32 protein-coding genes are annotated in these 26,979 nt (G+C 52.3%); 16 read left to right on the top strand and 16 right to left on the bottom strand.

The window, feature by feature from the left end; genetic code table 11:
• The first annotated feature begins 2 nt into the window (after positions 1-2).
• Positions 3-1,469, top strand: a complete 1,467-nt coding sequence (gene dcuC, locus BZK41_RS11875) for a C4-dicarboxylate transporter DcuC (RefSeq protein ID WP_079938268.1) — start codon at positions 3-5, stop codon at positions 1,467-1,469.
• A 44-nt stretch (positions 1,470-1,513) separates the two neighbouring features.
• On the opposite strand, the gene glmM is transcribed toward dcuC, so the two are convergent.
• The 4 genes from glmM to rlmE all read right to left on the bottom strand — a co-directional run bounded on the left by glmM (position 1,514) and on the right by rlmE (position 6,454).
• Positions 1,514-2,851 (bottom strand): phosphoglucosamine mutase, encoded by a 1,338-nt coding sequence (gene glmM, locus BZK41_RS11870; protein WP_003025008.1) that lies wholly within the window; start codon positions 2,849-2,851, stop codon positions 1,514-1,516.
• Positions 2,844-3,692 carry a dihydropteroate synthase gene (folP, locus tag BZK41_RS11865; RefSeq protein ID WP_048225717.1) on the bottom strand — a complete coding sequence of 283 codons (849 nt, stop codon included), beginning with the start codon at positions 3,690-3,692 and terminating at the stop codon, positions 2,844-2,846. The genes glmM and folP overlap by 8 nt, the downstream gene beginning before the upstream one ends.
• Positions 3,693-3,790: 98 nt before the next feature.
• On the bottom strand, positions 3,791-5,725 hold the full coding sequence (ftsH, locus tag BZK41_RS11860; protein WP_003025013.1) for an ATP-dependent zinc metalloprotease FtsH: 1,935 nt from the start codon (positions 5,723-5,725) through the stop codon (positions 3,791-3,793).
• Between the two features lie 99 nt (positions 5,726-5,824).
• Complete coding sequence (gene rlmE / locus BZK41_RS11855) at positions 5,825-6,454, bottom strand: 23S rRNA (uridine(2552)-2'-O)-methyltransferase RlmE (RefSeq protein WP_003025015.1); 630 nt, start codon at positions 6,452-6,454, stop codon at positions 5,825-5,827.
• Positions 6,455-6,579: 125 nt separating this feature from the next.
• Here rlmE and yhbY point away from each other — a divergent pair, with 125 nt between their 5' ends.
• Positions 6,580-6,873, top strand: coding sequence for a ribosome assembly RNA-binding protein YhbY (gene yhbY, locus BZK41_RS11850; RefSeq protein ID WP_003025016.1), 294 nt, complete (start codon positions 6,580-6,582; stop codon positions 6,871-6,873).
• Positions 6,874-7,026: 153 nt separating this feature from the next.
• On the opposite strand, the gene greA is transcribed toward yhbY, so the two are convergent.
• Positions 7,027-7,503 (bottom strand): transcription elongation factor GreA, encoded by a 477-nt coding sequence (gene greA / locus BZK41_RS11840; RefSeq protein WP_003025019.1) that lies wholly within the window; start codon positions 7,501-7,503, stop codon positions 7,027-7,029.
• Positions 7,504-7,751: 248 nt separating this feature from the next.
• On the opposite strand from greA, the gene dacB reads away from it, so the two are divergent.
• A complete protein-coding gene (gene dacB, locus BZK41_RS11830) occupies positions 7,752-9,185 on the top strand; it encodes a serine-type D-Ala-D-Ala carboxypeptidase (RefSeq protein WP_032945109.1) in 1,434 nt (477 codons plus the stop codon).
• A gap of 105 nt (positions 9,186-9,290) precedes the next feature.
• On the opposite strand, the gene cgtA is transcribed toward dacB, so the two are convergent.
• From cgtA to rplU, 4 genes are all read right to left on the bottom strand, one after another.
• Positions 9,291-10,463, bottom strand: coding sequence for an Obg family GTPase CgtA (cgtA, locus tag BZK41_RS11825; RefSeq protein WP_079938267.1), 1,173 nt, complete (start codon positions 10,461-10,463; stop codon positions 9,291-9,293).
• A gap of 15 nt (positions 10,464-10,478) precedes the next feature.
• On the bottom strand, positions 10,479-11,444 hold the full coding sequence (locus BZK41_RS11820; protein WP_008785922.1) for a DMT family transporter: 966 nt from the start codon (positions 11,442-11,444) through the stop codon (positions 10,479-10,481).
• A 127-nt stretch (positions 11,445-11,571) separates the two neighbouring features.
• Complete coding sequence (gene rpmA, locus BZK41_RS11815) at positions 11,572-11,829, bottom strand: 50S ribosomal protein L27 (RefSeq protein ID WP_003025030.1); 258 nt, start codon at positions 11,827-11,829, stop codon at positions 11,572-11,574.
• A gap of 19 nt (positions 11,830-11,848) precedes the next feature.
• Entirely contained in the window at positions 11,849-12,160 is a 312-nt protein-coding gene (gene rplU / locus BZK41_RS11810) for a 50S ribosomal protein L21 (protein ID WP_003025032.1), read from the bottom strand.
• A 258-nt stretch (positions 12,161-12,418) separates the two neighbouring features.
• Here rplU and ispB point away from each other — a divergent pair, with 258 nt between their 5' ends.
• Positions 12,419-13,390, top strand: coding sequence for an octaprenyl diphosphate synthase (ispB, locus tag BZK41_RS11805; protein WP_079938266.1), 972 nt, complete (start codon positions 12,419-12,421; stop codon positions 13,388-13,390).
• A gap of 222 nt (positions 13,391-13,612) precedes the next feature.
• Positions 13,613-13,897: a DNA-binding transcriptional regulator SfsB gene (gene sfsB, locus BZK41_RS11800; RefSeq protein WP_079938265.1), complete on the top strand. Its 285-nt coding sequence runs from the start codon at positions 13,613-13,615 to the stop codon at positions 13,895-13,897.
• 56 nt (positions 13,898-13,953) lie between these two features.
• On the opposite strand, the gene murA is transcribed toward sfsB, so the two are convergent.
• The 7 genes from murA to mlaF all read right to left on the bottom strand — a co-directional run bounded on the left by murA (position 13,954) and on the right by mlaF (position 18,802).
• Positions 13,954-15,213 (bottom strand): UDP-N-acetylglucosamine 1-carboxyvinyltransferase, encoded by a 1,260-nt coding sequence (gene murA, locus BZK41_RS11795; RefSeq protein WP_003839949.1) that lies wholly within the window; start codon positions 15,211-15,213, stop codon positions 13,954-13,956.
• Positions 15,214-15,266: 53 nt separating this feature from the next.
• Positions 15,267-15,521 (bottom strand): BolA family iron metabolism protein IbaG, encoded by a 255-nt coding sequence (gene ibaG, locus BZK41_RS11790; RefSeq protein ID WP_003025040.1) that lies wholly within the window; start codon positions 15,519-15,521, stop codon positions 15,267-15,269.
• A gap of 169 nt (positions 15,522-15,690) precedes the next feature.
• Complete coding sequence (gene mlaB, locus BZK41_RS11785) at positions 15,691-15,984, bottom strand: lipid asymmetry maintenance protein MlaB (protein WP_003025045.1); 294 nt, start codon at positions 15,982-15,984, stop codon at positions 15,691-15,693.
• Positions 15,984-16,619, bottom strand: coding sequence for a phospholipid-binding protein MlaC (gene mlaC / locus BZK41_RS11780; RefSeq protein ID WP_003025047.1), 636 nt, complete (start codon positions 16,617-16,619; stop codon positions 15,984-15,986). The genes mlaB and mlaC overlap by 1 nt, the downstream gene beginning before the upstream one ends.
• A gap of 18 nt (positions 16,620-16,637) precedes the next feature.
• Positions 16,638-17,195 (bottom strand): outer membrane lipid asymmetry maintenance protein MlaD, encoded by a 558-nt coding sequence (gene mlaD, locus BZK41_RS11775; RefSeq protein ID WP_003025050.1) that lies wholly within the window; start codon positions 17,193-17,195, stop codon positions 16,638-16,640.
• 4 nt (positions 17,196-17,199) lie between these two features.
• Positions 17,200-17,982 (bottom strand): lipid asymmetry maintenance ABC transporter permease subunit MlaE, encoded by a 783-nt coding sequence (gene mlaE / locus BZK41_RS11770; RefSeq protein WP_003025053.1) that lies wholly within the window; start codon positions 17,980-17,982, stop codon positions 17,200-17,202.
• A gap of 7 nt (positions 17,983-17,989) precedes the next feature.
• The gene (gene mlaF, locus BZK41_RS11765) at positions 17,990-18,802 is read right to left on the bottom strand and encodes a phospholipid ABC transporter ATP-binding protein MlaF (protein ID WP_003828749.1); all 813 of its coding nucleotides are present in this window, start codon (positions 18,800-18,802) and stop codon (positions 17,990-17,992) included.
• Positions 18,803-19,017: 215 nt separating this feature from the next.
• Here mlaF and BZK41_RS11760 point away from each other — a divergent pair, with 215 nt between their 5' ends.
• The 11 genes from BZK41_RS11760 (at position 19,018) to npr (ending at position 26,937) form a co-directional block, all read left to right on the top strand.
• Positions 19,018-19,995, top strand: a complete 978-nt coding sequence (locus BZK41_RS11760) for a calcium/sodium antiporter (protein WP_016154684.1) — start codon at positions 19,018-19,020, stop codon at positions 19,993-19,995.
• A gap of 13 nt (positions 19,996-20,008) precedes the next feature.
• On the top strand, positions 20,009-20,995 hold the full coding sequence (gene kdsD, locus BZK41_RS11755) for an arabinose-5-phosphate isomerase KdsD (protein ID WP_003025063.1): 987 nt from the start codon (positions 20,009-20,011) through the stop codon (positions 20,993-20,995).
• 20 nt (positions 20,996-21,015) lie between these two features.
• Positions 21,016-21,582, top strand: coding sequence for a 3-deoxy-manno-octulosonate-8-phosphatase KdsC (gene kdsC / locus BZK41_RS11750; RefSeq protein WP_079938264.1), 567 nt, complete (start codon positions 21,016-21,018; stop codon positions 21,580-21,582).
• Positions 21,579-22,154 carry an LPS export ABC transporter periplasmic protein LptC gene (gene lptC, locus BZK41_RS11745; protein WP_079938263.1) on the top strand — a complete coding sequence of 192 codons (576 nt, stop codon included), beginning with the start codon at positions 21,579-21,581 and terminating at the stop codon, positions 22,152-22,154. The genes kdsC and lptC overlap by 4 nt, the downstream gene beginning before the upstream one ends.
• Entirely contained in the window at positions 22,123-22,671 is a 549-nt protein-coding gene (gene lptA, locus BZK41_RS11740) for a lipopolysaccharide ABC transporter substrate-binding protein LptA (RefSeq protein WP_003828759.1), read from the top strand. The genes lptC and lptA overlap by 32 nt, the downstream gene beginning before the upstream one ends.
• A gap of 6 nt (positions 22,672-22,677) precedes the next feature.
• The gene (gene lptB, locus BZK41_RS11735; protein WP_003828761.1) at positions 22,678-23,403 is read left to right on the top strand and encodes an LPS export ABC transporter ATP-binding protein; all 726 of its coding nucleotides are present in this window, start codon (positions 22,678-22,680) and stop codon (positions 23,401-23,403) included.
• 46 nt (positions 23,404-23,449) lie between these two features.
• Positions 23,450-24,883, top strand: coding sequence for an RNA polymerase factor sigma-54 (gene rpoN, locus BZK41_RS11730; protein ID WP_079938262.1), 1,434 nt, complete (start codon positions 23,450-23,452; stop codon positions 24,881-24,883).
• Positions 24,884-24,905: 22 nt separating this feature from the next.
• A complete protein-coding gene (gene hpf, locus BZK41_RS11725) occupies positions 24,906-25,193 on the top strand; it encodes a ribosome hibernation promoting factor (protein ID WP_003025078.1) in 288 nt (95 codons plus the stop codon).
• Between the two features lie 83 nt (positions 25,194-25,276).
• A complete protein-coding gene (gene ptsN / locus BZK41_RS11720; protein ID WP_003025083.1) occupies positions 25,277-25,768 on the top strand; it encodes a PTS IIA-like nitrogen regulatory protein PtsN in 492 nt (163 codons plus the stop codon).
• Between the two features lie 45 nt (positions 25,769-25,813).
• Positions 25,814-26,668: an RNase adapter RapZ gene (rapZ, locus tag BZK41_RS11715; RefSeq protein ID WP_079938261.1), complete on the top strand. Its 855-nt coding sequence runs from the start codon at positions 25,814-25,816 to the stop codon at positions 26,666-26,668.
• Positions 26,665-26,937 carry a PTS phosphocarrier protein NPr gene (gene npr / locus BZK41_RS11710; RefSeq protein WP_079938260.1) on the top strand — a complete coding sequence of 91 codons (273 nt, stop codon included), beginning with the start codon at positions 26,665-26,667 and terminating at the stop codon, positions 26,935-26,937. The genes rapZ and npr overlap by 4 nt, the downstream gene beginning before the upstream one ends.
• Positions 26,938-26,979 lie beyond the last annotated feature (42 nt).

Here is a 26,979-nt window from a genome sequence, read left to right as displayed (position 1 = left end):
GAATGTCATTACTACTGGCGCTAATCGCCATCATTTTTGCCGGACGTCTGATCCTCAAAAAATATCACCCCCAGTCGGTACTGTTATTGACCGGGATTGTGCTGTTGCTTATCGCGCATTTTAGCGGAATGACCTCACTCAGCGGCCTGGTGAAAAAGAGCACCGGATTTGGCCCCTTTGATGCCTTTGAGTTTATTCGCGATACCCTGAGCGTACGACTCGGCGGCCTCGGTCTGCAAATTATGCTGATTGGTGGTTTTGCCACCTATATGTCGGCCATTGGCGCAAGTCAGGTACTGGTTCGGGTGACATCTCGTCCTTTGCAACGCCTGAACTCGCCTTATCTGCTGCTGGGGCTGGCACTGCTACTGGGTCAATTCCTGTCGCTGTTTATCAGCAGCGCCACCGGATTGGGTCTGCTGTTGATGGCGACACTTTACCCGCTGCTTACCCGTCTTGGCTGTAGCCGCGCCGCAGTTGCCGCCGTTATCGCCAGCACCTGTGCTGTTGAGTTTGGCCCAGGATCCGGCAACTCAGTTCTCGCCGCCAAAACCGCAGGCATTGAGGTGGTGAACTATTTTGTGCAGGATCAGTTGCCGATCGTTGTACCCGTCATTCTTTTTATCGCCCTGCTGCATATTGTTGTGCAACGCTTTTTTGACCGTCGGGAAAGTGGCGACAATGCAGCTCAACAGATGCAGACATTAACGGCGACTGGTGAAGCCGACGCACCCATCGCCTGGCTGTTTCTGCCCATGCTGCCGCTGGTATTGATGTTGGTGTGCAGCGATTTAGTATTCAGCTCACTCAAGATCACGCTGGATACCGCCGTACTGATAAGCCTCGCTATTACGCTGGTTTGTGAGTACTGCCGTCATCGCAAGGCGCGCGAGGTGATGGCTGGCGTACAAAAGGTTTTCGACAGCATGGGCAGCGTTTTTGCCACCGTTGTGACGCTGATTATCGCTGGTGAAGTCTTTTCCGCCGGGCTGAAAGCCATTGGCGCCGTCGACGCACTGTTGTCGCTTTCCGGTGAATTTGGCCTCAGCGCCGCCTCTATTATCCTGCTGATGACCCTGATCACCTTCGCGATTTCAGCACTGATGGGCTCCGGGAATGCGGCATTTTTCTCCTTCGCCCCCATGGTGCCGGACATCAGCCGTCATATCGGTAGCGATATCGCGGTCATGATGTTGCCTATCCAGATCTCTGCGGGTATTGGTCGTACGCTATCGCCCATTGCCGGCGTCATCATTGCTATCGCAGGGATTGCAGGCGTCTCGCCCGTGGATATTGTTAAGCGTACCGCGATTCCGATGCTGGGCGGTTGGTTACTGATGATTGCGCTGACCTTTGCACGGTCAGGGCATTTAATGGCAGTTCTGCCGTGGCTGGCAGTCCTTGTACTACTGATGGTCGGTGGTTACTTCTGGCAGCGCCGACGTAAACAGCCGCTTGCCGTACAGTAAAAAAAAGCCGGAGTCTCAGACTCCGGCTTTCACTTTCTTCGGGATTATGCCGCTTTCACAGCATCGGCAATACGGTGGGCGAATTCAGTCACCTGCGCTTCGTCTTCACCTTCAACCATCACACGAATTAACGGTTCGGTACCAGACTTACGCAGCAGGACGCGTCCACGGTTACCCAGAGCCGCTTCCACTTCCGCCATCACCGCCTTCACGTTTTCATGTTCCAGCGGATCTCCGCTACCAGCGGTGTAACGTACGTTAACCAGCAGCTGTGGGAACATTTTCATGCCGCTGCACAGGTCGTGCAAACTCATATGGTTGCGCACCATCGCCGCCAGCACCTGCAGGCCCGCCACGATGCCGTCACCAGTGGTGGTTTTGTCCAGCAGGATCACATGACCAGAGTTTTCAGCACCGATACGCCAGCCTTTTTCCTGCATTTTTTCCAGCACATAGCGGTCGCCAACTTTTGCACGGGCAAACGGAATACCCAGTTGTTTCAGCGCCAGCTCCAGACCCATGTTGCTCATCAGCGTACCTACCGCGCCACCGCGCAGCTGCCCCTGACGCAGGGCTTCACGGGCAATGATGTACATGATCTGATCGCCATCGACCTTATTGCCTTCGTGGTCAACCATAATGACGCGGTCGCCATCGCCGTCCAGCGCAATACCCAGATCGGCTTTTTCCGCAATCACGCGCGCCTGCAGGGCACGGACGTCAGTGGCGCCGACTTCTTCATTGATGTTCACACCGTTTGGCTCACAGCCAATGGCAATCACGTTTGCACCCAGCTCACGCAGTACATTTGGTGCAATGTGGTACGTTGCACCGTTAGCGCAATCCACCACAATTTTAAGCTCACTCAGACTCAGTTCGTTCGGGAAGGTGCCTTTGCAAAACTCGATATAGCGACCGGCAGCATCAACGATACGGGTAGCTTTACCCAGTTCAGCTGAATCCACGCAGGTGATCGCTTTTTCCATTTCGGCTTCGATAGCTTCTTCCACTGCATCCGGCAGTTTGGTCCCATCGATGGAGAAGAATTTAATCCCATTGTCATAGAATGGGTTGTGCGAAGCGGAGATAACAATCCCGGCCTCAGCACGGAAAGCACGCGTCAGATACGCAACGGCAGGTGTTGGCATTGGCCCTGTGAATGAAGCTGAGAGTCCGGCGGCAGCCAGGCCCGCTTCCAGCGCAGATTCCAGCATATAGCCAGAAATACGCGTATCTTTACCGATAATAATTTTACGTGAACCATGACGAGCCAGCACTTTCCCTGCAGCCCAGCCCAGCTTGAGCACAAAGTCAGGAGTAATTGGGGCATCGCCTACGCGACCGCGGATCCCATCAGTGCCAAAATATTTACGATTACTCATAGCGTTTTTTTTCCTTTGCAGACAATGTGGCTTCCACCACACGCATCGCTTCTACGGTTTCTTTGACGTCATGGACACGAACGATCTGCGCCCCCTGCATTGCGGCAATCACCGCGCACGCAAGGCTACCGCTCAGGCGTTCAGATGGCCCCACATTCAGTAACTGGCCAACCATTGATTTTCGTGACATCCCAACCAGCAATGGCAGATTAAAATGATGAAATTCAGACAAACGTGCCAGTAATGTGTAGTTGTGAGTGAGATTTTTACCGAATCCGAATCCGGGGTCGAGCAACAATTTATCTTTTGTGATTCCAGCCCGCTCGCAACGTGCTATTTGCTCAACAAAGTAGCGGTTTACCTCAGCAAAAACATCCTCATACTTTGGCGCTTCCTGCATGGTTTTCGGCTGCCCCTGCATATGCATCAGGCAAACCGGCAATCCGGTCTCCGCAGCGGCTTCCAACGCTCCAGGCTCAGAGAGAGAGCGAATATCATTGATGATATGCGCGCCAACTCTGGCGCATTCGCGAATCACTTCGGGTTTTGAGGTATCAACCGAAATCCACACTTCAAAACGCTGAGCAATCGCCTCGACCACTGGGATCACTCGCTGCAACTCTTCTTCTACACTCACATCAGCCGCGCCCGGACGTGTGGACTCACCACCCACATCAATGATAGTCGCCCCGGCGTTAATCATCAGGTTTGCGTGTTTTACCGCCTCAACCAGAGAGTTGTGCGCTCCGCCATCGGAAAAAGAATCTGGCGTGACGTTCAAAATCCCCATGACGTGCGGATGGCTGAGATCCAGTGAAGAACCCTGAGCAAAGAGTTTCATAGTTTTATCCCTGGTAAAATCTTGAATATGCAGATAAGAAAAACCCCGGAGCAAGCCCCAGGGTTTTCAATTAAAACACGGTCATCATCAACGATAACTTATTTGTCGCCCAGTTGCTCTGACATAGTGCCAGAGTCCGGCGCACGCGGTTCATCAACCGGACGCGGTGCACTTGGCTTGCCGGTGCTGCCAGAGTTGTTATTAGAAGAACCCGGTTCTTCCCAACCCGCTGGCGGACGCACATCGCGGCGAGCCATCAGATCATCAATCTGCGGCGCATCGATAGTCTCATATTTCATGAGCGCATCTTTCATCGAGTGCAGAATGTCCATGTTTTCGTTCAGCAAACGACGTGCACGGTCATAGTTACGCTCAATCAGCAGTTTAACTTCCTGATCGATAATGCGAGCGGTTTCATCGGACATGTGTTTCGCTTTCGCTACAGAACGTCCCAGGAACACTTCGCCTTCTTCTTCAGCGTACAGCAACGGACCGAGTTTATCGGAGAAGCCCCACTGAGTAACCATGTTACGCGCCAGGTTAGTCGCGACTTTAATGTCGTTCGACGCACCGGTAGAAACATGTTCAGCACCGTAGATGATCTCTTCCGCCAGACGGCCACCGTACAGTGTGGAGATCTGACTTTCCAGTTTCTGACGGCTGGCGCTGATTGCGTCGCCTTCAGGCAGGAAGAAGGTCACACCCAGCGCACGACCGCGCGGGATAATCGTTACTTTGTGCACCGGATCGTGTTCCGGTACCAGGCGACCGATAATCGCGTGGCCAGCTTCGTGATACGCGGTAGATTCTTTCTGCGCTTCCGTCATCACCATGGAGCGACGTTCCGCACCCATCATGATTTTGTCTTTCGCTTTTTCGAACTCAACCATCGACACTACGCGCTTGTTGCCACGAGCAGCAAACAGTGCCGCTTCGTTCACCAGGTTCGCGAGGTCCGCACCGGAGAAGCCAGGCGTACCACGTGCAATGATTGCCGCATCGATATCCGGAGACAGCGGTACGCGACGCATATGCACTTTCAGGATCTGTTCACGACCGCGAACGTCTGGCAGACCAACCACAACCTGACGGTCGAAACGGCCTGGACGCAGCAGCGCAGGGTCAAGAACGTCTGGACGGTTAGTTGCTGCGATAACGATAATACCTTCGTTACCTTCGAAGCCGTCCATCTCAACCAGCATCTGGTTCAGCGTCTGTTCACGTTCATCGTGACCACCGCCCAGACCTGCGCCACGCTGGCGGCCTACGGCGTCGATTTCATCGATGAAGATGATGCACGGTGCCGCTTTCTTGGCTTGTTCGAACATGTCACGCACACGAGATGCACCGACACCCACGAACATTTCCACGAAATCAGAACCGGAAATTGTGAAGAATGGAACCTTCGCTTCACCTGCGATAGCTTTCGCCAGCAGGGTTTTACCCGTACCCGGAGGACCGACCATCAGGACGCCTTTCGGGATTTTACCGCCCAGTTTCTGGAAACGGCTCGGTTCGCGCAGATACTCAACCAGCTCAGCGACTTCTTCTTTTGCTTCGTCACAACCCGCAACGTCAGCAAAAGTCGTTTTGATCTGATCTTCCGTCAGCATGCGCGCTTTGCTCTTGCCGAACGACATGGCACCTTTGCCACCACCGCCCTGCATCTGACGCATGAAGAAGATCCAGACACCAATCAACAGCAGCATTGGGAACCAGGAAATGAAGATAGAAGCCAGCAGGCTTGGCTCTTCAGGCGGTTCGCCAACAACCTTGACGTTTTTGGTCAGCAGGTTATCAAGCAGCTTCGGATCGTTAACCGGGATGTAGGTCGTGTAACGGTTACTATCTTTCTTGGTAACGTTAATCTCACGTCCGTTGATCTTCGCTTCACGAACCTGGTCCTGATTGACCTCTTGCAGGAAGGTAGAGTAATCAACCTTACGGCCATTAGACTCGCTGGGCCCAAAGCTCTGGAATACTGACATCAGCACAACGGCAATGACCAGCCAGAGAATTAGGTTTTTCGCCATGTCACTCAAGGGATTAACCTCATATTACAACTGTGTTAAAAACAGCGTCAGGATACTCTATATCCAGTTTCTTTCAAACTTTCGTTTGAAATCTGCCGGTTATGGTTTACGCCCGGTCGCTACAATATACACTTCACGCGAACGGGCGCGAGAAGAGTCCGGCTTACGAACTTTGACCTTCGTAAACAGGGAGCGAATCTCTCTTAGATACTCATCGAAGCCTTCGCCCTGGAACACCTTCACTACAAAACTACCACCTGGCGCTAATACATCACGAGCCATTCCAAGCGCCAGCTCTACCAGATACATGGCCCGGGGAATATCCACCGCCGGTGTTCCACACATATTTGGCGCCATATCAGACATGACAACTTGTACTTTACTGTCACCTACGCGTTCAAGTAACGCTTTCAGGACTAATTCATCACGAAAGTCGCCTTGAAGGAAGTCCACACCAACGATTGGATCCATAGGTAAAAGATCGCAAGCGATAATGCGGCCAGTGTTGCCGATCTGCGTAACTGCATATTGCGACCAGCCACCGGGTGCAGCACCGAGATCAACTATCGTCATCCCCGGTTTAAAAATTTTGTCACTTTGCTGTATTTCATCAAGTTTAAACCAGGCACGGGAACGTAACCCCTTTTTCTGCGCCTGTTGAACATATTTATCGCTAAAGTGTTCCTGAAGCCAGCGACTCGAGCTGGCAGAACGCTTTTTACCTGTCATTTCACATTCCCAAAGGGCAGTTCATCGTAACCAATGGTGTAAATTTCTACACAGCTATTTGGTGATATATGGGAGATGGCGGTAGAATGACCCGTTTTCAATCCCAACGTAAGCAAAAATATACGATGAATCTGAGTACTAAACAAAAACAGCACCTGAAAGGTCTGGCACATCCGCTCAAGCCTGTAGTTATGCTTGGCAACAATGGTTTGACCGAAGGGGTACTGGCCGAGATTGAACAAGCGTTAGAGCACCATGAACTTATCAAGGTGAAAATCGCCTCGGAAGATCGCGATACTAAAACCTTGATCGTGGAAGCTATCGTACGCGAAACCGGCGCCTGCAATGTACAGGTCATCGGCAAAACGCTGGTACTGTATCGCCCGACTAAAGAACGTAAAATCTCGCTGCCACGCTAAGAATATCCCAAAGTTGCACACGAAGTTTGTGTAAAACGCGGGGTTTTCCGCTAGCAGGAGAGCAAAATGCCACGCTCTCTTCGTTGATAAAAGGCCGCTATGCGGCCTTTTTCCTTTCTTTACAATGTATCAACATCTTAACCAAGATGCGAATTACAGGTATTCTACCTTCGTCACTTCATATTCCACTTCGCCGCCCGGCGTTTTAATAACCACGACGTCATCCTGCTCTTTACCGATAAGGCCACGAGCGATAGGCGAGTTCACTGAAATCAGGTTCTGTTTAAAATCGGCCTCATCATCGCCGACAATACGCCAGGTCTGCTCTTCGTCGTTATCGAGATTCAGAACGGTAACCGTCGCACCGAAAACAACGCGACCATTGTTCGGCATTTTAGTAACGTCGATTACCTGCGCGTTGGACAGTTTAGCTTCGATATCTTTAATGCGTCCTTCGCAGAAACCCTGCTGTTCGCGCGCCGCATGATATTCCGCGTTCTCTTTCAGGTCACCGTGCTCACGCGCTTCAGCGATAGCGGCAATAATTTCAGGACGGCGCACAGATTTCAGAAAATCCAGCTCTTCGCGCAGTTTTTCAGCACCACGTAAGGTCATCGGGATAGCTTGCATTTGTTATACCTCTTGAACATTCCTGTAGGGGGTAGTTGCTCTCACCCCGGCTGCTAAGCCCACCCTGGCGTGTGTCATGCCAGAGTCAGAAGCAAAAAAATACCGACCCGGGGCTCAAGGTCCCAGGTCAGCTACAATTCTCTATTTGATGATCATTTTACCCTGGAGTTCCTTATGGGTCATCGTTTACTTTTTGGGGCGTTGCGCCGTAGTATGACGGCCTGTTTCCAGGTTGTTAGCGCGAGATTATGCGATTTTCCAGATTTACCATCGGATTGACTGCCAGTATAGCGTTCAGCGTTCAGGCTGCGAACGTCGACGAGTATATCAATCAGCTCCCTGCCGGGGCCAACCTCGCCCTTATGGTACAGAAGGTTGGCGCACCTGCACCCGCTATTGATTTTCATAGCCAGCAGATGGCGCTGCCCGCCAGCACCCAGAAAGTAATCACCGCGCTGGCGGCATTGATTCAGCTCGGGCCTGACTTTCGTTTTACCACCACGCTTGAGACTAAAGGCAGCGTGGAAGGTGGCGTATTGAAAGGTGACTTAGTGGCACGATTTGGTGCCGATCCGACGCTAAAACGCCAGGATATTCGCAATATGGTGGCAACCCTGAAAAAATCAGGTGTGACGCAAATTGCCGGAAATGTCCTGATCGACACCTCTATTTTTGCCAGTCATGATAAAGCGCCCGGTTGGCCCTGGAACGACATGACGCAGTGTTTTAGCGCACCGCCCGCAGCGGCTATTGTCGATAGAAACTGTTTCTCGGTTTCACTCTACAGCGCGCAAAAACCCAACGATCTCGCCTTTATTCGCGTGGCATCTTATTACCCGGTCACCATGTTCAGCCAGGTGCGTACTCTCGCCCGAGGTTCTGCGGAAGCGCAATATTGTGAACTGGATGTGGTTCCCGGCGATCTCAACCGCTATACGCTGACCGGATGTCTGCCACAACGTGCCGATCCGCTGCCGCTGGCGTTCGCCATTCAGGACGGTGCCAGCTATGCCGGGGCAATTATCAAAGATGAGCTAAAACAAGCAGGTATAACCTACAGCGGTACGCTGCTGCGCCAGACGCTGGTCAACGAGCCGGGAACAGTGGTTGCCAGTAAGCAGTCGGCGCCGCTGCATGACCTGCTTAAGATTATGCTGAAAAAATCGGACAACATGATTGCCGATACCGTTTTCCGTATGATTGGTCATGCCCGATTTAACGTGCCGGGCACCTGGCGGGCGGGTTCCGATGCCGTGCGCCAGATTTTGCGTCAGCAAGCGGGTGTTGATATCGGCAACACCATTATTGCCGACGGTTCTGGCCTCTCCCGCCATAACCTGATTGCCCCTGCGACCATGATGCAGGTGCTGCAATACATCGCTCAACACGATAACGAGCTGAACTTTATCACTATGCTGCCGCTGGCCGGCCACGACGGCTCCCTGCAATACCGTGCGGGTCTGCATCAGGCTGGTGTGGATGGCAAAGTATCGGCGAAGACAGGCTCGCTGCAGGGGGTCTATAACCTTGCAGGTTTCATTACCACGGCCAGCGGCCAACGCATGGCATTCGTGCAGTATTTATCTGGTTATGCGGTAGAGCCGGCTGACCAGCGTAATCGTCGTATTCCGTTGGTGCGCTTCGAGAGTCGGTTGTACAAGGATATTTATCAGAACAACTAGATGGGTAATTTGATTGCCGGATGGCGGCATTAACGTGCCTTATCCGGCCGACAGAGATACCAGGAAACAAAAACCCCGGCAACATGGCCGGGGTTTTTAATGCGATTAACGCTTGTAGATGAACTCAACGCCTTCTTCGTCGTCTTCGTCCCAATCGTCATCCCAGTCATCTTCCGCTTCGTCTTCGACTTCAGCGAGCTGCTGGCGGTGATAATCATCCCACATGAACTCAACTTTCTCTGGCTGTTTCGCTTCTTCAGCCTGAACAATCGGGTTCTCGATAATAAAGGTCATCACATCCCAGCAGAGATCTTTCACGCCCAGCTGGCTGGCGGCAGAGATCAGGTAATATTTACCTTCCCAACCCAACGCTTCAGCGATCGCTTTCGCTTTCTCTTCCGCTTCAGCCTTGTCCATCAAATCAATTTTGTTGAACACTAACCAACGCGGTTTAGATGCCAGATCCTGACTGTATTTTTCCAGTTCGCCAATAATGATACGGGCGTTTTCAACTGGATCAGAGCCATCAATCGGATCGATATCGATGAGGTGAAGCAGTACACGGCAACGTTCCAGGTGTTTCAGGAAGCGGATACCCAGGCCTGCGCCTTCAGCCGCGCCTTCAATCAGTCCCGGAATGTCGGCAACCACGAAGCTCTTTTCGTTGTCCATACGCACCACGCCCAGGCTCGGCACCAGGGTGGTAAACGGATAATCAGCGACTTTCGGCTTCGCCGCGGACACCGCACGGATAAACGTCGATTTCCCGGCGTTTGGCATGCCCAGCATACCCACGTCCGCCAACAGCATCAGCTCCAGCATCAGATCGCGCTTATCACCCGGCGTACCCATTGTTTTCTGACGCGGAGTACGGTTAACCGAGGATTTGAAACGGGTGTTGCCCAGACCGTGCCAGCCGCCTTTAGCGACCATCAGACGCTGACCGTGTTTGGTCATGTCGCCCATGATTTCGCCAGTGCCCTGATCGATAACACGCGTACCAACAGGTACTTTAATCGTAACGTCTTTACCACGCTTGCCGGTGCAATCACGGCTCGCGCCATTCTGACCACGTTCCGCACGGAATGATTTTTCAAAACGGTAATCGATCAGCGTGTTCAGGTTTTCGTCGGCTTCCAGCCAAACGTCACCACCGTCACCACCATCACCACCGTCCGGACCGCCTTTTGGGATGTACTTTTCGCGGCGGAAGCTGACGCAACCATTACCGCCATCACCTGCAACGACCAGAATCGATGCTTCATCAACAAACTTCATTTTACTCTCCGTAAATCATTCGCCTGAGCGGGGTTGCGAAACCACCGTTTCATGCTTACGTAAACCGCCCCAAATTCGATGACCAATGGCGGAATACATCGCGCCCGCAACCACGATAAACGCACCGAGATAACCTAATAGGTTTAGCATCGGTCTGGCGAAGAAATCGGGCCAGGCCAGTGATAATAAATCTGAAAATAACAACGTAAACAGCGGTGTGAGCGTGATAAGAGCGCTCACCTGCGCCGCCTGCCAACGCGCCATCGCTTCCGCAAGTGCGCCGTATCCTACCAGCGTATTCAGGCCGCAGAATATCAGGCATGCCAGCTGCCAGTCGCTGAGCTGCGTGATGACACCGGGCTTAGCCAGCGGCAACAACGCTATCGTACATAAAGTGTACAGTAAAAACAGGATCTGCGGTGATGCCAGGCGGCGCAATAACACCTTTTGCGCGACCCCATAGCTCACCCAGACCATCGCCGCACCGACACCAAAGATAACGCCCCAGGTGTAATCGGTGAGTCGGGTAAAAATCTCGATCAGACTGGTATTAAAAAACAGAACCAGGCCGCTCAGAAGCATAATGGCGCCAATAACCTGCGTGCCGCGCATCTTTTCTTTCAGGATAAAGACGCTGGCGATCATCATACCAACCGGTGACAGCTGGCCGATAACCTGCGAAGCCGTTGGGCTCAAATACTGCAAGGATGAACTAAACAGAATGAAGTTACCGAACAGTCCACCGGTTGCGATAGCCAGCAACACCAGCCAACGCGCTTTGCGAAAAATACGCAACGGAGGGAGCTTTTTTTTAACCGCAAGAATAGCGCCAAGGCCAACGCTTGCCATTAAAAAACGGTAGAACACCACGGTAGGAGGCTCCATCACCTCCAGCACTTGCTTCATTGCTATTGGCAAAGCGCCCCAACATACTGCCGTTGTGAGTGCTAACAGAATACCAATGCCTGCCTGCTGCTTCATGCCGTATTCCCTGCAAGAGCTCGTTTCCGGGTTGTCACGGCGCGACGAGCGTATTTACCGGCCGTCGAATGTAAAAAGCCCCGCAACGTGTTGCGGGGCTTTTATCCGTTACCGGGACGCGAAAAACTTATTCAGCAACGATGCTGATGAATTTACGGTTTTTCGGGCCTTTCACTTCAAATTTCACTTTACCGTCTGCTTTAGCAAACAGAGTGTGGTCTTTGCCGCAACCAACGTTGGAACCAGCGTGGAATTTAGTACCACGTTGACGAACGATGATGCTACCAGCCAGAACTGTTTCACCGCCGAAGCGTTTTACGCCCAGACGTTTAGCTTCTGAATCGCGACCGTTACGAGTCGAGCCGCCAGCCTTTTTATGTGCCATTTAATCTGCTCCCCTTAACTTAAGCGCTGATGCCAGTGATTTTCACATCAGTGAACCACTGACGATGGCCCTGCTGCTTACGGTAGTGTTTACGACGACGAAACTTAACAATTTTAACTTTCTCGCCACGACCGTGAGCAACGACTTCAGCTTTGATAACGCCGCCATCAACGAAAGGAACGCCGATTTTGACTTCTTCACCGTTTGCGATCATCAGAACTTCTGCGAATTCAACAGATTCGCCAGTTGCGATGTCCAGCTTTTCCAGGCGAACGGTCTGACCTTCGCTTACTCGGTGTTGTTTACCACCACTTTGGAAAACCGCGTACATAAAAAACTCCGCTTCCGCGCACACCTTTTTGATGATTCAGAGTGCGCTATAAATATTCACAATAGGGCGCGAATATTACGCAAAACGCGAGCCTTTGACAAGTGCTACCGTCAATACATGAAGAAAAAAAACACAACACGTACGGTAACGTTTATCTACGGCGTTTTTTCAGTACAATCAGCATATATTTATAACCCTAAACCCGACGTTACCTTCCCACACAGTAAGGTAATCGGGGCGAGAAGCCCGGCTTTTGCGATGAATTTAGAAAAAATCAATGAGTTAACCGCGCAAGATATGGCGGGGGTCAATGCAACAATCCTTGAACAGCTCAATTCCGACGTTCAGTTGATCAATCAACTGGGGTACTACATCGTTAGCGGCGGCGGAAAACGCATTCGCCCAATGATCGCCGTCCTCGCAGCGCGTGCCGTTGGTTACCAGGAAAATGCGCACGTTACGATTGCGGCCCTCATCGAGTTTATCCACACAGCGACCCTGCTGCACGACGATGTTGTGGATGAGTCAGACATGCGCCGAGGGAAAGCTACGGCAAATGCGGCGTTTGGTAATGCGGCCAGCGTGCTGGTTGGCGATTTTATCTATACCCGCGCATTTCAGATGATGACCAGCCTTGGCTCGTTGAAAGTGCTGGAAGTCATGTCGAAAGCAGTCAATGTCATCGCCGAAGGTGAAGTCTTGCAGTTGATGAACGTCAACGACCCAGACATCACCGAAGAAAACTATATGCGCGTCATCTACAGTAAGACCGCGCGTTTGTTTGAAGCGGCAGCCCAATGTTCAGGCATTCTGGCTGGCTGTAGCGAAGAACAAGAAAAAGGGTTGCAGGATTATGGCCGTTATCTCGGTACCGCTTTCCAGTTAATTGACGATTTGCTGGATTACAGCGCTGATGGCGAGCAGCTGGGTAAAAACGTCGGTGATGACCTCAACGAGGGTAAACCAACGCTGCCACTGCTGCATGCCATGCGCCACGGCACCCCAGAACAAGCGCAAATGATCCGCCACGCCATTGAGCAAGGTAATGGTCGTCACCTTCTGGAGCCGGTTCTGGAAGCAATGAACGCCTGTGGCTCCCTGGAGTGGACTCGCCAACGTGCAGAAGAAGAGGCTGATAAGGCTATCGCTGCGCTGCAGGTGCTGCCTGATACGCCGTGGAGAGAAGCGCTGATTGGTCTGGCACATATCGCCGTACAGCGCGACCGTTAATTCCCTACTGCATCCTCTCTCATCCCGTGCCCTGCACGGGATTTTCTTATAAGTTCTAGTAAATATTTCCTCCGCTCCAAAAAAAACTCACACAACCTTGGCATATTCTGAATATGCACACACTTTACATGAACATTTTAGAACATTCGTTTTTCGGGCGTTATAGTGTCGCCACAACCGATCGTGGAACCGTAAGTCGTTAACCAAAGGAGAGATGAATTTATGGAAAGCAAACTGATTGACTGGCATCCGGCCGACATCATCGCCGGACTGCGCAAGAAAGGGACCTCAATGGCCGCTGAATCACGTAAAAATGGATTGAGTTCATCAACGCTGGCAAATGCGTTAACGAGACCATGGCCAAAAGGTGAGCTGATTATAGCACAGGCACTGGGAACTGACCCTTGGGTGATTTGGCCGTCACGCTATCACGATGCCAAAACGCATGAGTTCATCGACAGAACGCGGATGATGAGGAGTCGCAGAGAGAAAAAGAATCCGGAATGAACATTGAACTGTAACCCCCGGCCAACTGAACTGGGGGTTACAAGAGACGTTGACGATTACTCGCCTTTCACACGCTCAATATTTGCGCCCAGCGCACGCAGTTTATCCTCGATGCGCTCATAGCCGCGATCGATGTGATAAATACGGTCGACTACCGTCGTACCTTCAGCAATACACCCTGCCAGCACCAGGCTTGCAGATGCACGCAGATCCGTCGCCATAACCTGTGCACCAGAGAGCGTTTCCACGCCGTGGCAAATCACGGTATTGCTTTCGATTTCTGCGTGAGCGCCCATACGGCTCAGCTCAGGCACGTGCATAAAGCGATTCTCAAACACGGTTTCCGTGATGAAGCCGGTCCCTTCTGCCACCAGGTTCAGCAGCGTGAACTGAGCCTGCATATCGGTAGGGAACGCCGGATGCGGTGCAGTACGCACATTGACCGCTTTCGGACGTTTACCGTGCATATCAAGGCTGATCCAATCATCACCAACTTCAATATCCGCACCCGCATCACGCAGCTTCGCCAGAACAGCATCCAGCGTGTCCGGCTGTGCATTACGGCAGATAATTTTGCCGCGAGAAATTGCCGCCGCCACCAGGAAGGTACCGGTTTCGATACGATCTGGCAGAACGCGATAAACACCACCGCCGAGACGCTCAACGCCTTCGATGGTAATACGGTCGGTGCCCTGACCCGTGATCTTCGCGCCTAGCGCAATCAGGAAGTTCGCGGTATCCACAATCTCCGGCTCACGCGCGGCGTTTTCGATGATGGTGGTGCCTTCGGCAAGCGTTGCTGCGCACATGATGGTGACCGTCGCACCGACGCTCACTTTGTCCATGACGATATGCGCGCCTTTCAGACGGCCATCAACGGACGCCTTCACATAGCCTTCTTCCAGCTTGATAGTCGCGCCTAACTGCTCCAGACCGGTAATGTGCAGGTCAACCGGACGCGCGCCGATGGTGCAGCCGCCCGGCAGTGAAACCTGGCCCTGACCAAAGCGGGCAACCAGCGGCCCGAGCGCCCAGATGGACGCACGCATGGTTTTCACCAGATCGTACGGCGCACAGAAGACGTTCACATCACGCGCATCAATGTGCACGGAACCATTACGCTCAACTTTCGCACCCAGCTGGCTCAGCAGCTTCATCGAGGTGTCAACGTCCTTCAGTTTCGGGACGTTTTGGATCTCTACAGGTTCTTCAGCCAGCAGCGCCGCAAACAGGATCGGCAGTGCGGCATTTTTAGCGCCTGAAATTGTGACTTCGCCCTGGAGCTTAGTTGGCCCCTGAACACGAAATTTATCCATTATTCTGTTCTCTGTTAAGAATTTATCTTCGCTACCGGCACATCACCCGTAGCTCAAAAACCGTTAAGTTTGCGATCGCGCGCCCATTCCGCTGGGGTAAACGCCTTAATCGACACGGCATGAATGCGGTTGTCCGCAATGTACTCCATCAACGGGCCATAGACCGATTGCTGCTTCTTGACCCGGCTCATGCCTTCAAACATCTCACCCACGGCAATAACCTGAAAGTGACTGCCGTCGCCAGAAACGTGGACTTCCTGGAGGGAGAGTGCATTCATCAGCACGCTCTGAATTTCATTATTTTCCATGGGCTCTTCATTCGTCAGATAGTGAAAACAGCCCAACATCTTAGAGCAAAGTGGCGCTGTCATAAATAAGCAAAAAGCCTCGCTGATAAATCAGACAAGGCTTTAGTAGCAGATCCCCCTCAGGGGGTTTGCCGGATAGCGGCACAAGACCTTATCCGGCCTGGAAAAATTAACGCGGAAGGACGTCGTCAGGCAGATTGTAAAGCTGCGCCAGCGTGTACACTTTATCGTTAACGCCAGTGAGCGAAACGCTATTTCCCTGCTGCTTGCCTTGATTAATCAGATGCAACAGTAACGCCAAACCGCCGGTATCTACCCGGGATACCTGGTTCAGGTCGATGCAGGATACCCCTTTCATCGCCTCAATTCGCGCATCCCATAAGGGATTTAACACGTCCTGATCCAGCTCTCCCACCAGCACCAGCTTGTCGCCTTCGCGCGTCCAGGTGAGTGACTGCGTCATTATTTTTTCTCTTCCAGCGTGATTTTCTGCTGAGAAATAGATTTCAGCTGCGCCGTCAGGCCATCAATACCTTTGGTACGCAGCAGGTCGCTCCACTCATTTTGTTTGGTGGTGATCATACTTACGCCTTCGGCGATCATGTCATACGCCTGCCAGTTACCGGTCTGGGAGTTTTTACGCCACTGGAAATCCAGACGTACCGGAGGACGACCGTTTGGATCGATGATGGTTACGCGGATAGGTACGATGGTCGCATCACCCAGCGGCTGCTCAGGGGCAATCTGATAGGTCTGGCCGTGGTACATCGCCAGCGCCTGACCGTAAGCCTGCTTCAGATATTCACGGAATGCGGCAAAATAGGCTTCACGTTGGGCAGGAGTCGCATCTTTGTAGTAACGGCCCAGCACCAGCGCACCGGCATACTTAACCTGCACATAAGGCAGCAGTTCCTGATCGACGACCTGACGCAGGTAATCAGGGTTGGAACGGATTTTTGGTTGCTCGTTTTTCAGACGGTCAAAGGTCTTCTGCGCCGCCTCATCCATCAGTTTGTACGGGTTAGTCTGGTCTGCTGCGGTTGCCGCGCTAAGTGGAGCAATCACCAGCATAGCCACCATCATCAATCGTTTAAACATACGTCGATTCTCCTGAGATTATTTCGTTGCGCCCGCAGGCGTAGTGGCTTCATTATTGCCTTCAGTTGCGGCTGGCGCATCGCCAGAATTCTTATTGTCATCACCTTTACTGTTGCTGTTGTAAAGGAACTGACCAATCATATCTTCCAGCACCATCGCGGATTTCGTGTCCTGAATCGTACCGCCATCTTTGAGGATAGACGTTCCCAGCTCAGGATCTTCAAAACCCACGTTCAATGCCAGATACTGTTCGCCCAGCAGACCGGAAGTACGGATGCTCAGAGAACTGGTGTCAGGAATATGGTTAAAACGCGATTCGATTTCCAGCGTCACGCGCGGCAGGTACGTTTTCGGATCTAATGAGATGTCCGATACGCGTCCAACTACCACCCCGCCAATCCGCACCGGAGAACGCTCTCTCAGGCCGCCGATATTATCAAAGGTCGCATAAATCGTGTAAGTCGGCTCAGTACGCATTGAGGTGACGTTTGCTGCCTTCAGGCACACAAACAGCGCTGCCAGCAGCGCAACCAGCAAGAATAACCCGACCCAAATTTCATTTTTTTTCGTTTGCATGAACTCAATTCCCAAACATCAGTGCGGTCAGCACAAAATCCAGCCCCAGAACGGCAAGAGAGGCGTGCACAACGGTGCGTGTCGTTGCCCGGCTAATCCCGGCAGAGGTCGGGATCGCATCATAACCATTGAACAATGCAATCCAGGTGACCGTAATGGCGAACACCACGCTCTTAATCAGACAGTTGACCAGGTCCAGACGCCAGTCGACGGCATTTTGCATAGCCGACCAGAAAAAGCCCGCATCAATACCCTTCCAGCTTACGCCAACCAGTGAACCACCCCAGATCCCCACGGCGACAAAAATAATCGTCAGCAGCGGCAATGAAATGACGCCAGCCCAAAAACGCGGCGAGATCACCCGGCGCAGTGGATCGACGGCCATCATTTCCAGACTGGAAAGCTGTTCGGTCGCTCGCATCAGGCCAATTTCTGCGGTTAAGGCCGACCCGGCCCGCCCGGCAAACAGCAGCGCCGCAACAACCGGTCCCAGCTCACGTAACAATGACAGCGCCACCAGCATACCGAGGCTGGTTTCCGCACTGTAAGTCGTCAGCACCAGGTATCCCTGCAACCCCAGCACCATACCGATGAACACGCCAGAAACAATAATGATCAGCATCGATAAGACACCGACATTATAGAGCTGGCGTATCAGCAGCGGCGCATGTTTGCGAAACTCCGGCTTGCCGACAACCGCATTGAACAACATTAATCCGGCTCGCCCGAACGTCCTGAGGGTTTTTATTCCCCGATGTCCGAGTGATGCCAGCGCATTTAACAACATGGGTGGCTTAACTCCCTGTTTTGAGTAAATCGATGTGGTAGTCGCCCGCCGGGTAACGGAACGGAACCGGTCCATCGGCAATACCGTCAAGGAACTGGCGTACGCGCGGATCGGCATTTTCTTGTAGTGCCTGAGCACTACCGTAGGCCACTATTTTTTTGTCCGCCATAATATAGGCGTAATCCGCAATACTCAGTACTTCAGGCACATCATGGGAAACGACCACGCAGGTGACGCCCAGCGCGCTGTTCAGTTCTGAAATCAGCTTCACCAGCACGCCCATGGTGATGGGATCCTGACCGACGAACGGCTCATCAAACATGATGAGGTCTGGCTCCAGCGCGATAGCACGTGCTAACGCGGCGCGACGCGCCATCCCACCGGATAATTCAGAAGGCATTAATTTTGCTGCACCCCGCAGGCCGACGGCCTCGAGCTTCATCATCACCGTGCTCTTCAGCAACGGCGCTGGCAACGTCGTATGCTCGCGCAGAGGGTACGCGACGTTGTCAAAAACATTCATGTCGGTAAATAGCGCACCAGACTGAAACAGCATACTCATGCGCTTACGCACGGTAAATAAACGCGAACGGGACATGGCCGGGACGTTCTCACCGTCAAACAGGATCTCGCCCTTATCCGGGGGGATCTGTCCGCCAATCAGACGCAACAGCGTCGTTTTGCCGATGCCTGATGGCCCCATGATCGCCGTCACCTTACCGCGCGGTACCGTCAGGGAAATATTATCAAAGATGCAGCGGTCACCCCGGGAAAAGCTGACATCGCGCATATCGACTAGATTCGCCACAGACTGACCCATTGATTCATCCTTTACTATTGCCTCGTTGATCGAAGAGTTTGGCGCTCAATTTAGCCCTGAACCCAACATATTTACAGATTATTGCCTGTCCTGGTTAGCGAAAGCTGGCATTTGTTTTACTTTTTAGCCGCATAAAGTCAAAATTAAGACTTCGTTACGGCTTCCAGAAGATCCTTCAAGTGGACCGGCGAGTATACCTGAAGAAAGGACTTTAGATGCTTTTAGCGACGGCGCTGTTAATAATTGGTTTACTTCTGGTGGTCTACGGTGCCGACCGTCTGGTATTTGCCGCATCCATTTTATGTCGAAACTTCGGTATTCCACCCATTATCATCGGGATGACCGTGGTCAGCATTGGTACGTCGTTACCCGAGATAATTGTCTCTGTTGCCGCATCGATGAATGGGCAACTCGATCTGGCTGTCGGGACCGCCATAGGTTCTAACATCACCAACATTCTGCTTATTTTAGGCCTGTCGGCGCTGATTCACCCTTTTACCGTGCATTCTGATGTTCTGCGTCGTGAATTGCCGCTAATGTTGCTGGTAAGTATTTTAGCTGCATCCGTCCTGTATGACGGACAGTTAAGCCGCAGCGACGGTTTCTTTCTTCTGCTTCTGGCCGTGCTATGGCTGCTATTCATTGTTAAAATCGCCCGTCTGGCCGAGCGACAAGGCAATGACAGCCTGACACGTGAGCAGATAGCTGAGCTGCCGCGTGAAGGCGGGTTACCTGTCGCATTTTTATGGTTGGGCATTGCGCTGATTATCATGCCAATGGCAACACGTATGGTGGTGGATAACGCTACCGTGCTGGCGAACTATTTCGCCATGAGCGAACTTACTATCGGGCTGACAGTGGTCGCCATTGGTACCAGCCTGCCGGAGCTGGCAACGGCGATTGCGGGTCTGCGTAAAGGTGAAAACGATATTGCCGTCGGTAACATTATCGGCGCGAACATTTTTAATATCGTTATCGTCCTCGGGCTACCGGCGTTGATTACGCCGGGTGAAGTCAATCCGATGGCCTTCACCCGCGACTATAGCGTCATGCTGCTGGTGAGCGTAATTTTTGCACTACTCTGCTGGCGACGTCCGCGCCAGATTGGTCGCGGCGCAGGTGCGCTGCTGACCGGCGGTTTTATCATATGGCTGGCGATGCTGTATTGGTTATCGCCACTTCTCGTTGGATAACTGGAAACGCATTATGTCGCACTTAGAGTTGCAACCGGGTTTTGACTTTCAGCAAGCAGGCAAGGAAGTCCTGGCAATTGAACGTGAAGGCCTGGCGGAGCTTGATCAGTACATCAACCAAAATTTTACCCTCGCATGCGAGAAAATATTCAGCTGCCCGGGCAAAGTGGTGGTGATGGGAATGGGGAAATCTGGTCATATCGGGCGGAAAATGGCAGCCACATTTGCCAGCACCGGTACCCCCTCATTTTTTGTACACCCAGGCGAAGCCGCACATGGCGATCTGGGAATGGTCTCCCCGCAGGATGTGGTCATTGCCATCTCTAACTCCGGTGAATCCAATGAGATAGCGGCGCTGATCCCGGTATTAAAACGTCTTCATGTACCGCTTATCTGCATGACAGGTCGTCCGGAAAGCAGTATGGCGCGTGCGGCAGATGTGCATCTGTGTGTTAAAGTGCCCAAGGAAGCTTGTCCGTTAGGCCTGGCGCCGACCAGCAGCACGACAGCAACACTGGTGATGGGCGATGCCCTTGCGGTGGCATTATTAAAAGCGCGCGGCTTTACCGCGGAAGATTTTGCGTTGTCTCATCCCGGTGGCGCACTGGGCCGTAAGCTTTTACTGCGCGTTAACGATATTATGCATACGGGCGACGAGATCCCGCATGTGACTAAAAACGCCAGCCTGCGTGACGCCTTAATTGAGATCACACGTAAAAATCTCGGTATGACCGTCATTTGCGATGATGCCATGAAGATTGACGGTATTTTCACCGATGGCGATTTACGTCGTGTCTTCGATATGGGCGTTGATGTACGCCAGTTAGGCATTGCTGATGTGATGACCCCCGGAGGCATTCGCGTGCGTCCGGGTATTCTTGCCGTCGATGCCCTGAACTTAATGCAGTCCCGCCATATCACCTCGGTAATGGTTGCTGATGGCGACCAGTTACTCGGTGTGTTACATATGCATGATCTGCTGCGTGCAGGTGTAGTGTAAGAAACTCAAGGATAACGAAAATGAGTAAAGCAGGTGCGTCGCTTGCGACCTGTTATGGACCCGTCAGCGCAGACGTTATCACCCGGGCAGAAAACATCCGTTTGCTGATCCTGGATGTGGATGGCGTACTGTCTGATGGTCTGATTTATATGGGCAACAACGGTGAAGAGCTGAAGGCTTTTAACGTCCGTGATGGTTACGGAATTCGCTGTGCGCTCACTTCCGGTATTGAGGTTGCCATTATTACCGGACGAAAGGCTAAACTTGTAGAAGATCGCTGTGCCACTTTGGGGATCACCCACCTGTATCAGGGGCAGTCAGACAAACTGGTTGCCTTTGGCGATTTACTTAGCAAACTGGCGATCGCGCCGGAGAATGTCGCCTACGTTGGCGATGACCTGATCGACTGGCCGGTGATGGCTAAAGTGGGATTAAGCGTCGCGGTGGCTGATGCCCACCCTTTGCTGATCCCGCGAGCCGATTATGTCACCCGCATTGATGGGGGACGTGGCGCTGTGCGTGAAGTCTGCGATTTATTACTCCTGGCGCAGGGCAAACTGGACGAGGCCAAAGGGCAATCGATATGAGCAAAACCAGACGTTGGGTTATCATTCTACTGTCGCTGGCTGTCCTTGTGATGATTGGTATCAATCTGGCAGACAAAGACGACACCGCTCAGGTCGTCGTCAATAACAACGAGCCAACCTATAAGAGCGAACATACTGATACCCTGGTGTATAGTCCGGAAGGCGCCCTGAGCTATCACTTGATCGCACAACACGTTGAATATTATTCGGAACAAGCGGTTTCGTGGTTTACCCAACCGGTATTAACCACGTTTGATAAGGATAAAGTACCGACCTGGACGATCAAGGCCGATAAAGCCAAATTGACCAACGATCGGATGCTGTATCTGTACGGCCATGTTGAGGTTAACGCCCTGGTGCCTGACTCTCAACTACGCAGAATTACGACCGATAACGCGCAGATTAACCTGGTGACACAAGACGTCACTTCCGATGATCTGGTGACGTTGTATGGCACAACATTTAACTCCAGCGGACTGAAGATGCGCGGCAACTTACGCAGCAAGAACGCCGAGCTGATTGAAAAGGTTAGAACCTCATATGAAATCCAAAACAAACAAACTCAGCCTTAATCTTGTACTTGCCAGCTCACTTCTGGCCGCCAGCATTCCGGCATTTGCCGTCACCGGCGATACCGAGCAGCCGATTCACATTGAATCGGACCAGCAGTCCCTGGATATGCAGGGCAACGTGGTGACGTTTACTGGTAACGTGATTGTGACGCAGGGCACTATCAAAATTAACGCCGATAAAGTCGTCGTGACCCGTCCTGGCGGTGAAGACGGCAAAGAAGTGATTGACGGCTATGGCAATCCTGCAACGTTTTACCAGATGCAGGACAACGGTAAACCGGTTAAAGGCCACGCCTCGCAGATGCACTATGAACTGGCGAAAGACTTCGTCGTTCTCACCGGCAAGGCGTATCTGGAACAGCTCGATAGCAACATCACGGGCGATAAGATCACCTATCTGGTAAAAGAGCAGAAAATGCAGGCCTTCAGCGATAAAGGCAAACGCGTCACCACCGTTCTGGTTCCGTCGCAGTTGCAGGACAAAAACAAGGCTCCGGCAGAGAAAAAAGGTAACTGATTCGTTATGGCAACATTAACTGCAAAGAACCTTGCAAAAGCCTATAAAGGCCGTCGTGTGGTTGAAGATGTCAGTCTCACCGTCAACTCCGGGGAGATCGTCGGTCTGCTCGGTCCTAACGGTGCGGGTAAGACAACAACCTTTTACATGGTGGTCGGCATTGTCCCGCGCGATGCGGGCAACATTATCATTGATGACGAAGACATCAGCCTGCTGCCCCTGCATGCGCGCGCGCGTCGCGGCATCGGCTACTTACCGCAGGAAGCATCGATTTTCCGTCGCCTGAGCGTGTTTGACAACCTGATGGCGGTACTGCAAATTCGTGACGATCTGACCAGCGAGCAGCGCGAAGATCGCGCCAACGAGCTGATGGAAGAATTCCACATCGAACACCTGCGCGACAGCTTAGGCCAGTCGCTCTCCGGTGGTGAACGACGCCGCGTGGAGATCGCCCGCGCACTGGCCGCTAATCCGAAATTTATCCTGCTGGATGAACCGTTTGCCGGTGTTGACCCGATTTCCGTTATTGATATCAAACGGATCATCGAACACCTGCGCGACAGCGGCCTTGGCGTGCTGATTACCGACCATAACGTCCGCGAAACGCTGGCAGTGTGTGAGCGCGCCTATATCGTGAGTCAGGGGCACCTGATCGCGCACGGCACGCCAACAGAAATACTGCAGGATGAGCACGTTAAGCGCGTATACCTTGGGGAAGACTTCAGACTCTGATAGGGTAGAAGACTTCACGTCACTGCAGGAGAGAACAACTCTGAACATGAAGCAAGGTTTGCAACTCAGGCTTAGCCAACAACTGGCGATGACGCCTCAGCTACAACAGGCTATCCGTCTGTTGCAGCTGTCCACGCTGGAACTTCAGCAAGAACTTCAGCAAGCGCTGGAAAGTAACCCACTGCTCGAGCAAACCGATCTTCACGACGAAATTGATACCCAGGAAAAACAGGATAGCGAAACCCTCGACACCGCAGATGCACTCGAACAAAAAGAGATGCCTGAGGAGTTGCCGCTTGACGCCAGTTGGGATGAAATTTACACCGCCGGGACGCCTTCGGGCACCAGCGGAGATTACATCGACGACGAACTGCCTGTGTATCAGGGTGAGACCACGCAATCACTACAGGATTACCTGATGTGGCAAGTGGAACTGACCCCGTTCTCGGATACCGATCGCGCCATTGCGACATCCATTGTGGATGCGGTAGACGAAACCGGTTATCTCACCGTGACCTTGGACGATATTCTCGAAAGCATGGGCGATGATGACGTCGGTATGGACGAAATCGAAGCCGTGCTTAAACGCGTTCAGCGCTTTGATCCCGTTGGCGTGGCCGCCAAAGATCTCCGTGACTGCTTACTGATCCAACTTTCGCAGTTTGATAAAACCACACCGTGGCTGGAAGAAGCGCGCCTGATCATCAGCGATCATCTCGATCTGTTAGCCAACCATGACTTCCGCACGCTGATGCGCGTGACCCGGCTGAAAGAAGATGTGCTGAAAGAAGCCGTCAATCTTATTCAGTCGCTGGACCCAAGACCTGGACAGTCGATCCAGACTGGCGAACCAGAATACGTCATTCCGGATGTGCTGGTGCTTAAGCATAACGATCGCTGGGTGGTCGAACTCAACGGCGACAGCATTCCACGACTGCAGATTAACCAGCACTACGCTGCCATGTGCAATAGCGCGCGCAACGATGCTGACAGCCAGTTTATTCGTAGCAATTTGCAGGATGCGAAGTGGCTGATTAAAAGCCTGGAAAGCCGCAATGATACGTTGCTGCGGGTCAGTCGCTGCATCGTGGAGCAACAGCAAGCCTTCTTTGAGCAAGGCGAAGAGTTTATGAAACCGATGGTGCTGGCGGATATCGCCCAGGCCGTCGAGATGCACGAATCGACCATTTCCCGTGTGACCACGCAAAAGTATCTGCACAGTCCGCGCGGCATTTTTGAATTGAAGTATTTCTTTTCCAGTCACGTTAACACTGAAGGCGGAGGTGAAGCCTCATCCACAGCTATCCGTGCGCTGGTGAAGAAATTAATTGCTGCGGAAAACCCCGCGAAACCACTGAGTGACAGCAAGTTAACCTCTATGCTGTCAGAACAGGGTATCATGGTGGCGCGCCGCACTGTTGCGAAGTACCGAGAGTCTTTATCCATTCCGCCGTCTAACCAGCGCAAACAGCTGGTCTGACCCAACCGATAAGGAAGACACTATGCAGCTCAACATCACTGGAAACAACGTCGAAATCACCGAAGCCCTGCGCGATTTTGTGAATACAAAATTTGCCAAGCTCGAACAATATTTCGACCGGATTAATCAGGTCTATATTGTGTTGAAAGTGGAGAAGGTTACACATATCTCGGATGCAACACTGCATGTGAACGGTGGCGAAATTCATGCCAGCGCGGAAGGTCAGGATATGTACGCCGCCATTGACGGTTTAATTGATAAACTGGCTCGGCAGTTAACAAAACATAAAGATAAACTGAAACAGCACTAACTTGTCCGGGCAGTTAGCGGGTGCAGGACGGCCTGTTGTGTAGCACAACGGGCCATTTGTACAGTTAGCGCTTAGGTGAAATTATGACAAATAACGATACGACTCTACAACTGAGCACTGTTCTTAACCAGGAATGTACACGCGCAGGCGTTCACTGCCAAAGCAAGAAACGCGCACTGGAAATCATCAGTGAACTGGCGGCAAAACAGCTCAGCTTGCCTTCTCAGGTGGTATTTGAAGCCATTCTGACACGTGAAAAAATGGGCAGTACCGGCATCGGTAATGGTATTGCTATCCCGCACGGAAAGCTGGAAGAAGACACGATGCGCGCGGTTGGTGTGTTTGTGCAACTCGAAACGCCTATCGCCTTCGACGCCATTGATAATCAACCTGTCGATCTGCTGTTCGCTCTGCTTGTTCCGGCGGACCAAACCAAGACGCATTTGCATACGTTGTCACTGGTCGCAAAACGTTTGGCGGATAAAACCATCTGTCGTCGTCTGCGCGCCGCGCAAAGTGACCAGGAGTTGTATCAAATCATCACGGACACCGAAGGTGGACAGGATGAGGCATAACAACCCAATGGCATCCTTTTTTGTCGTTGTGAGGAGAAACAGTACATGGTACTGATGATCGTCAGCGGTCGTTCAGGGTCAGGTAAATCTGTCGCCCTGCGTGCGCTGGAGGATATGGGTTTTTACTGCGTGGATAACCTTCCCGTAGTGCTGTTGCCCGATCTGGCTCGTACTCTGGCCAATCGCCAGATTTCTGCGGCCGTCAGCATTGATGTGCGCAACATGCCTGAGTCCCCAGAGATTTTCGAGCAGGCAATGAACAATCTGCCTGAAGGCTTCTCACCACAGCTGCTGTTCCTTGATGCTGACCGTAACACGCTGATTCGTCGCTACAGTGACACGCGTCGTTTACACCCGCTCTCCAGCAAGAACTTGTCTCTGGAAAGCGCTATCGATAAGGAAAGCGATTTGCTGGAGCCTCTGCGCTCTCGCGCTGACCTGATCGTTGATACCTCCGAGATGTCCGTACACGAACTGGCGGAAATGTTACGTACCCGACTGCTGGGTAAACGTGAACGTGAATTGACGATGGTATTCGAATCCTTTGGTTTCAAACACGGTATCCCGATTGATGCGGATTACGTCTTTGACGTGCGCTTCCTGCCTAACCCACACTGGGATCCGAAGCTGCGCCCAATGACCGGTCTTGACCGCCCCGTCGCCGCGTTCCTCGACAGGCACACAGAAGTACACAATTTTATCTACCAGACTCGCAGCTATCTTGAGCTATGGTTACCCATGCTGGAGACCAACAACCGTAGCTACCTAACCGTAGCCATCGGCTGTACCGGCGGGAAACACCGTTCGGTGTATATTGCAGAGCAGCTGGCAGACTACTTCCGCTCACGCGGTAAAAACGTGCAGTCACGCCATCGTACGCTGGAAAAACGTAAATCATGACCGTGAAGCAAACCGTTGAAATCACGAATAAGCTGGGCATGCATGCCCGCCCAGCTATGAAACTGTTTGAATTGATACAGGGTTTCGAAGCAGAAGTTTTGCTGCGTAATGATGAAGGAACGGAAGCCGAGGCCAACAGTGTTATCGCTCTGCTGATGCTGGATTCAGCCAAAGGGCGTCAGATTGAAGTTGAAGCCACGGGTCCACAGGAAGTTGAAGCCCTGGCCGCAGTGATTGCCCTGTTTAATTCAGGGTTTGATGAAGATTAATCGAGTACACAGAACGTAGCCAGTAGGCCGGATAAGACGTTT

This window comes from Citrobacter sp. A316, assembly GCF_002042945.1.
Classification (GTDB): Bacteria; Pseudomonadota; Gammaproteobacteria; order Enterobacterales; family Enterobacteriaceae; genus Citrobacter; species Citrobacter portucalensis.
Note: the sequence above shows the minus strand (reverse complement) of the source record. Positions and strands in the feature narration are given on the sequence as shown.

Coding starts and splice junctions, on each gene's coding strand:
- rapZ (WP_079938261.1), top strand. CDS start 25,814: ATGGTACTGATGATCGTCAGCGGTCGTTCAGGGTCAGGTAAATCTGTC.
- mlaB (WP_003025045.1), bottom strand. CDS start 15,984: ATGACGCAGTCACTCACCTGGACGCGCGAAGGCGACAAGCTGGTGCTG.
- murA (WP_003839949.1), bottom strand. CDS start 15,213: ATGGATAAATTTCGTGTTCAGGGGCCAACTAAGCTCCAGGGCGAAGTC.
- dcuC (WP_079938268.1), top strand. CDS start 3: ATGTCATTACTACTGGCGCTAATCGCCATCATTTTTGCCGGACGTCTG.
- sfsB (WP_079938265.1), top strand. CDS start 13,613: ATGGAAAGCAAACTGATTGACTGGCATCCGGCCGACATCATCGCCGGA.
- folP (WP_048225717.1), bottom strand. CDS start 3,692: ATGAAACTCTTTGCTCAGGGTTCTTCACTGGATCTCAGCCATCCGCAC.
- cgtA (WP_079938267.1), bottom strand. CDS start 10,463: ATGAAGTTTGTTGATGAAGCATCGATTCTGGTCGTTGCAGGTGATGGC.
- lptB (WP_003828761.1), top strand. CDS start 22,678: ATGGCAACATTAACTGCAAAGAACCTTGCAAAAGCCTATAAAGGCCGT.
- rplU (WP_003025032.1), bottom strand. CDS start 12,160: ATGTACGCGGTTTTCCAAAGTGGTGGTAAACAACACCGAGTAAGCGAA.
- ibaG (WP_003025040.1), bottom strand. CDS start 15,521: ATGGAAAATAATGAAATTCAGAGCGTGCTGATGAATGCACTCTCCCTC.
- lptA (WP_003828759.1), top strand. CDS start 22,123: ATGAAATCCAAAACAAACAAACTCAGCCTTAATCTTGTACTTGCCAGC.
- kdsD (WP_003025063.1), top strand. CDS start 20,009: ATGTCGCACTTAGAGTTGCAACCGGGTTTTGACTTTCAGCAAGCAGGC.
- ispB (WP_079938266.1), top strand. CDS start 12,419: ATGAATTTAGAAAAAATCAATGAGTTAACCGCGCAAGATATGGCGGGG.
- ptsN (WP_003025083.1), top strand. CDS start 25,277: ATGACAAATAACGATACGACTCTACAACTGAGCACTGTTCTTAACCAG.
- npr (WP_079938260.1), top strand. CDS start 26,665: ATGACCGTGAAGCAAACCGTTGAAATCACGAATAAGCTGGGCATGCAT.
- ftsH (WP_003025013.1), bottom strand. CDS start 5,725: ATGGCGAAAAACCTAATTCTCTGGCTGGTCATTGCCGTTGTGCTGATG.
- mlaF (WP_003828749.1), bottom strand. CDS start 18,802: ATGGGTCAGTCTGTGGCGAATCTAGTCGATATGCGCGATGTCAGCTTT.
- BZK41_RS11760 (WP_016154684.1), top strand. CDS start 19,018: ATGCTTTTAGCGACGGCGCTGTTAATAATTGGTTTACTTCTGGTGGTC.
- rpmA (WP_003025030.1), bottom strand. CDS start 11,829: ATGGCACATAAAAAGGCTGGCGGCTCGACTCGTAACGGTCGCGATTCA.
- mlaD (WP_003025050.1), bottom strand. CDS start 17,195: ATGCAAACGAAAAAAAATGAAATTTGGGTCGGGTTATTCTTGCTGGTT.
- BZK41_RS11820 (WP_008785922.1), bottom strand. CDS start 11,444: ATGAAGCAGCAGGCAGGCATTGGTATTCTGTTAGCACTCACAACGGCA.
- rlmE (WP_003025015.1), bottom strand. CDS start 6,454: ATGACAGGTAAAAAGCGTTCTGCCAGCTCGAGTCGCTGGCTTCAGGAA.
- mlaE (WP_003025053.1), bottom strand. CDS start 17,982: ATGTTGTTAAATGCGCTGGCATCACTCGGACATCGGGGAATAAAAACC.
- glmM (WP_003025008.1), bottom strand. CDS start 2,851: ATGAGTAATCGTAAATATTTTGGCACTGATGGGATCCGCGGTCGCGTA.
- greA (WP_003025019.1), bottom strand. CDS start 7,503: ATGCAAGCTATCCCGATGACCTTACGTGGTGCTGAAAAACTGCGCGAA.
- dacB (WP_032945109.1), top strand. CDS start 7,752: ATGCGATTTTCCAGATTTACCATCGGATTGACTGCCAGTATAGCGTTC.
- mlaC (WP_003025047.1), bottom strand. CDS start 16,619: ATGTTTAAACGATTGATGATGGTGGCTATGCTGGTGATTGCTCCACTT.
- yhbY (WP_003025016.1), top strand. CDS start 6,580: ATGAATCTGAGTACTAAACAAAAACAGCACCTGAAAGGTCTGGCACAT.
- kdsC (WP_079938264.1), top strand. CDS start 21,016: ATGAGTAAAGCAGGTGCGTCGCTTGCGACCTGTTATGGACCCGTCAGC.
- rpoN (WP_079938262.1), top strand. CDS start 23,450: ATGAAGCAAGGTTTGCAACTCAGGCTTAGCCAACAACTGGCGATGACG.
- lptC (WP_079938263.1), top strand. CDS start 21,579: ATGAGCAAAACCAGACGTTGGGTTATCATTCTACTGTCGCTGGCTGTC.
- hpf (WP_003025078.1), top strand. CDS start 24,906: ATGCAGCTCAACATCACTGGAAACAACGTCGAAATCACCGAAGCCCTG.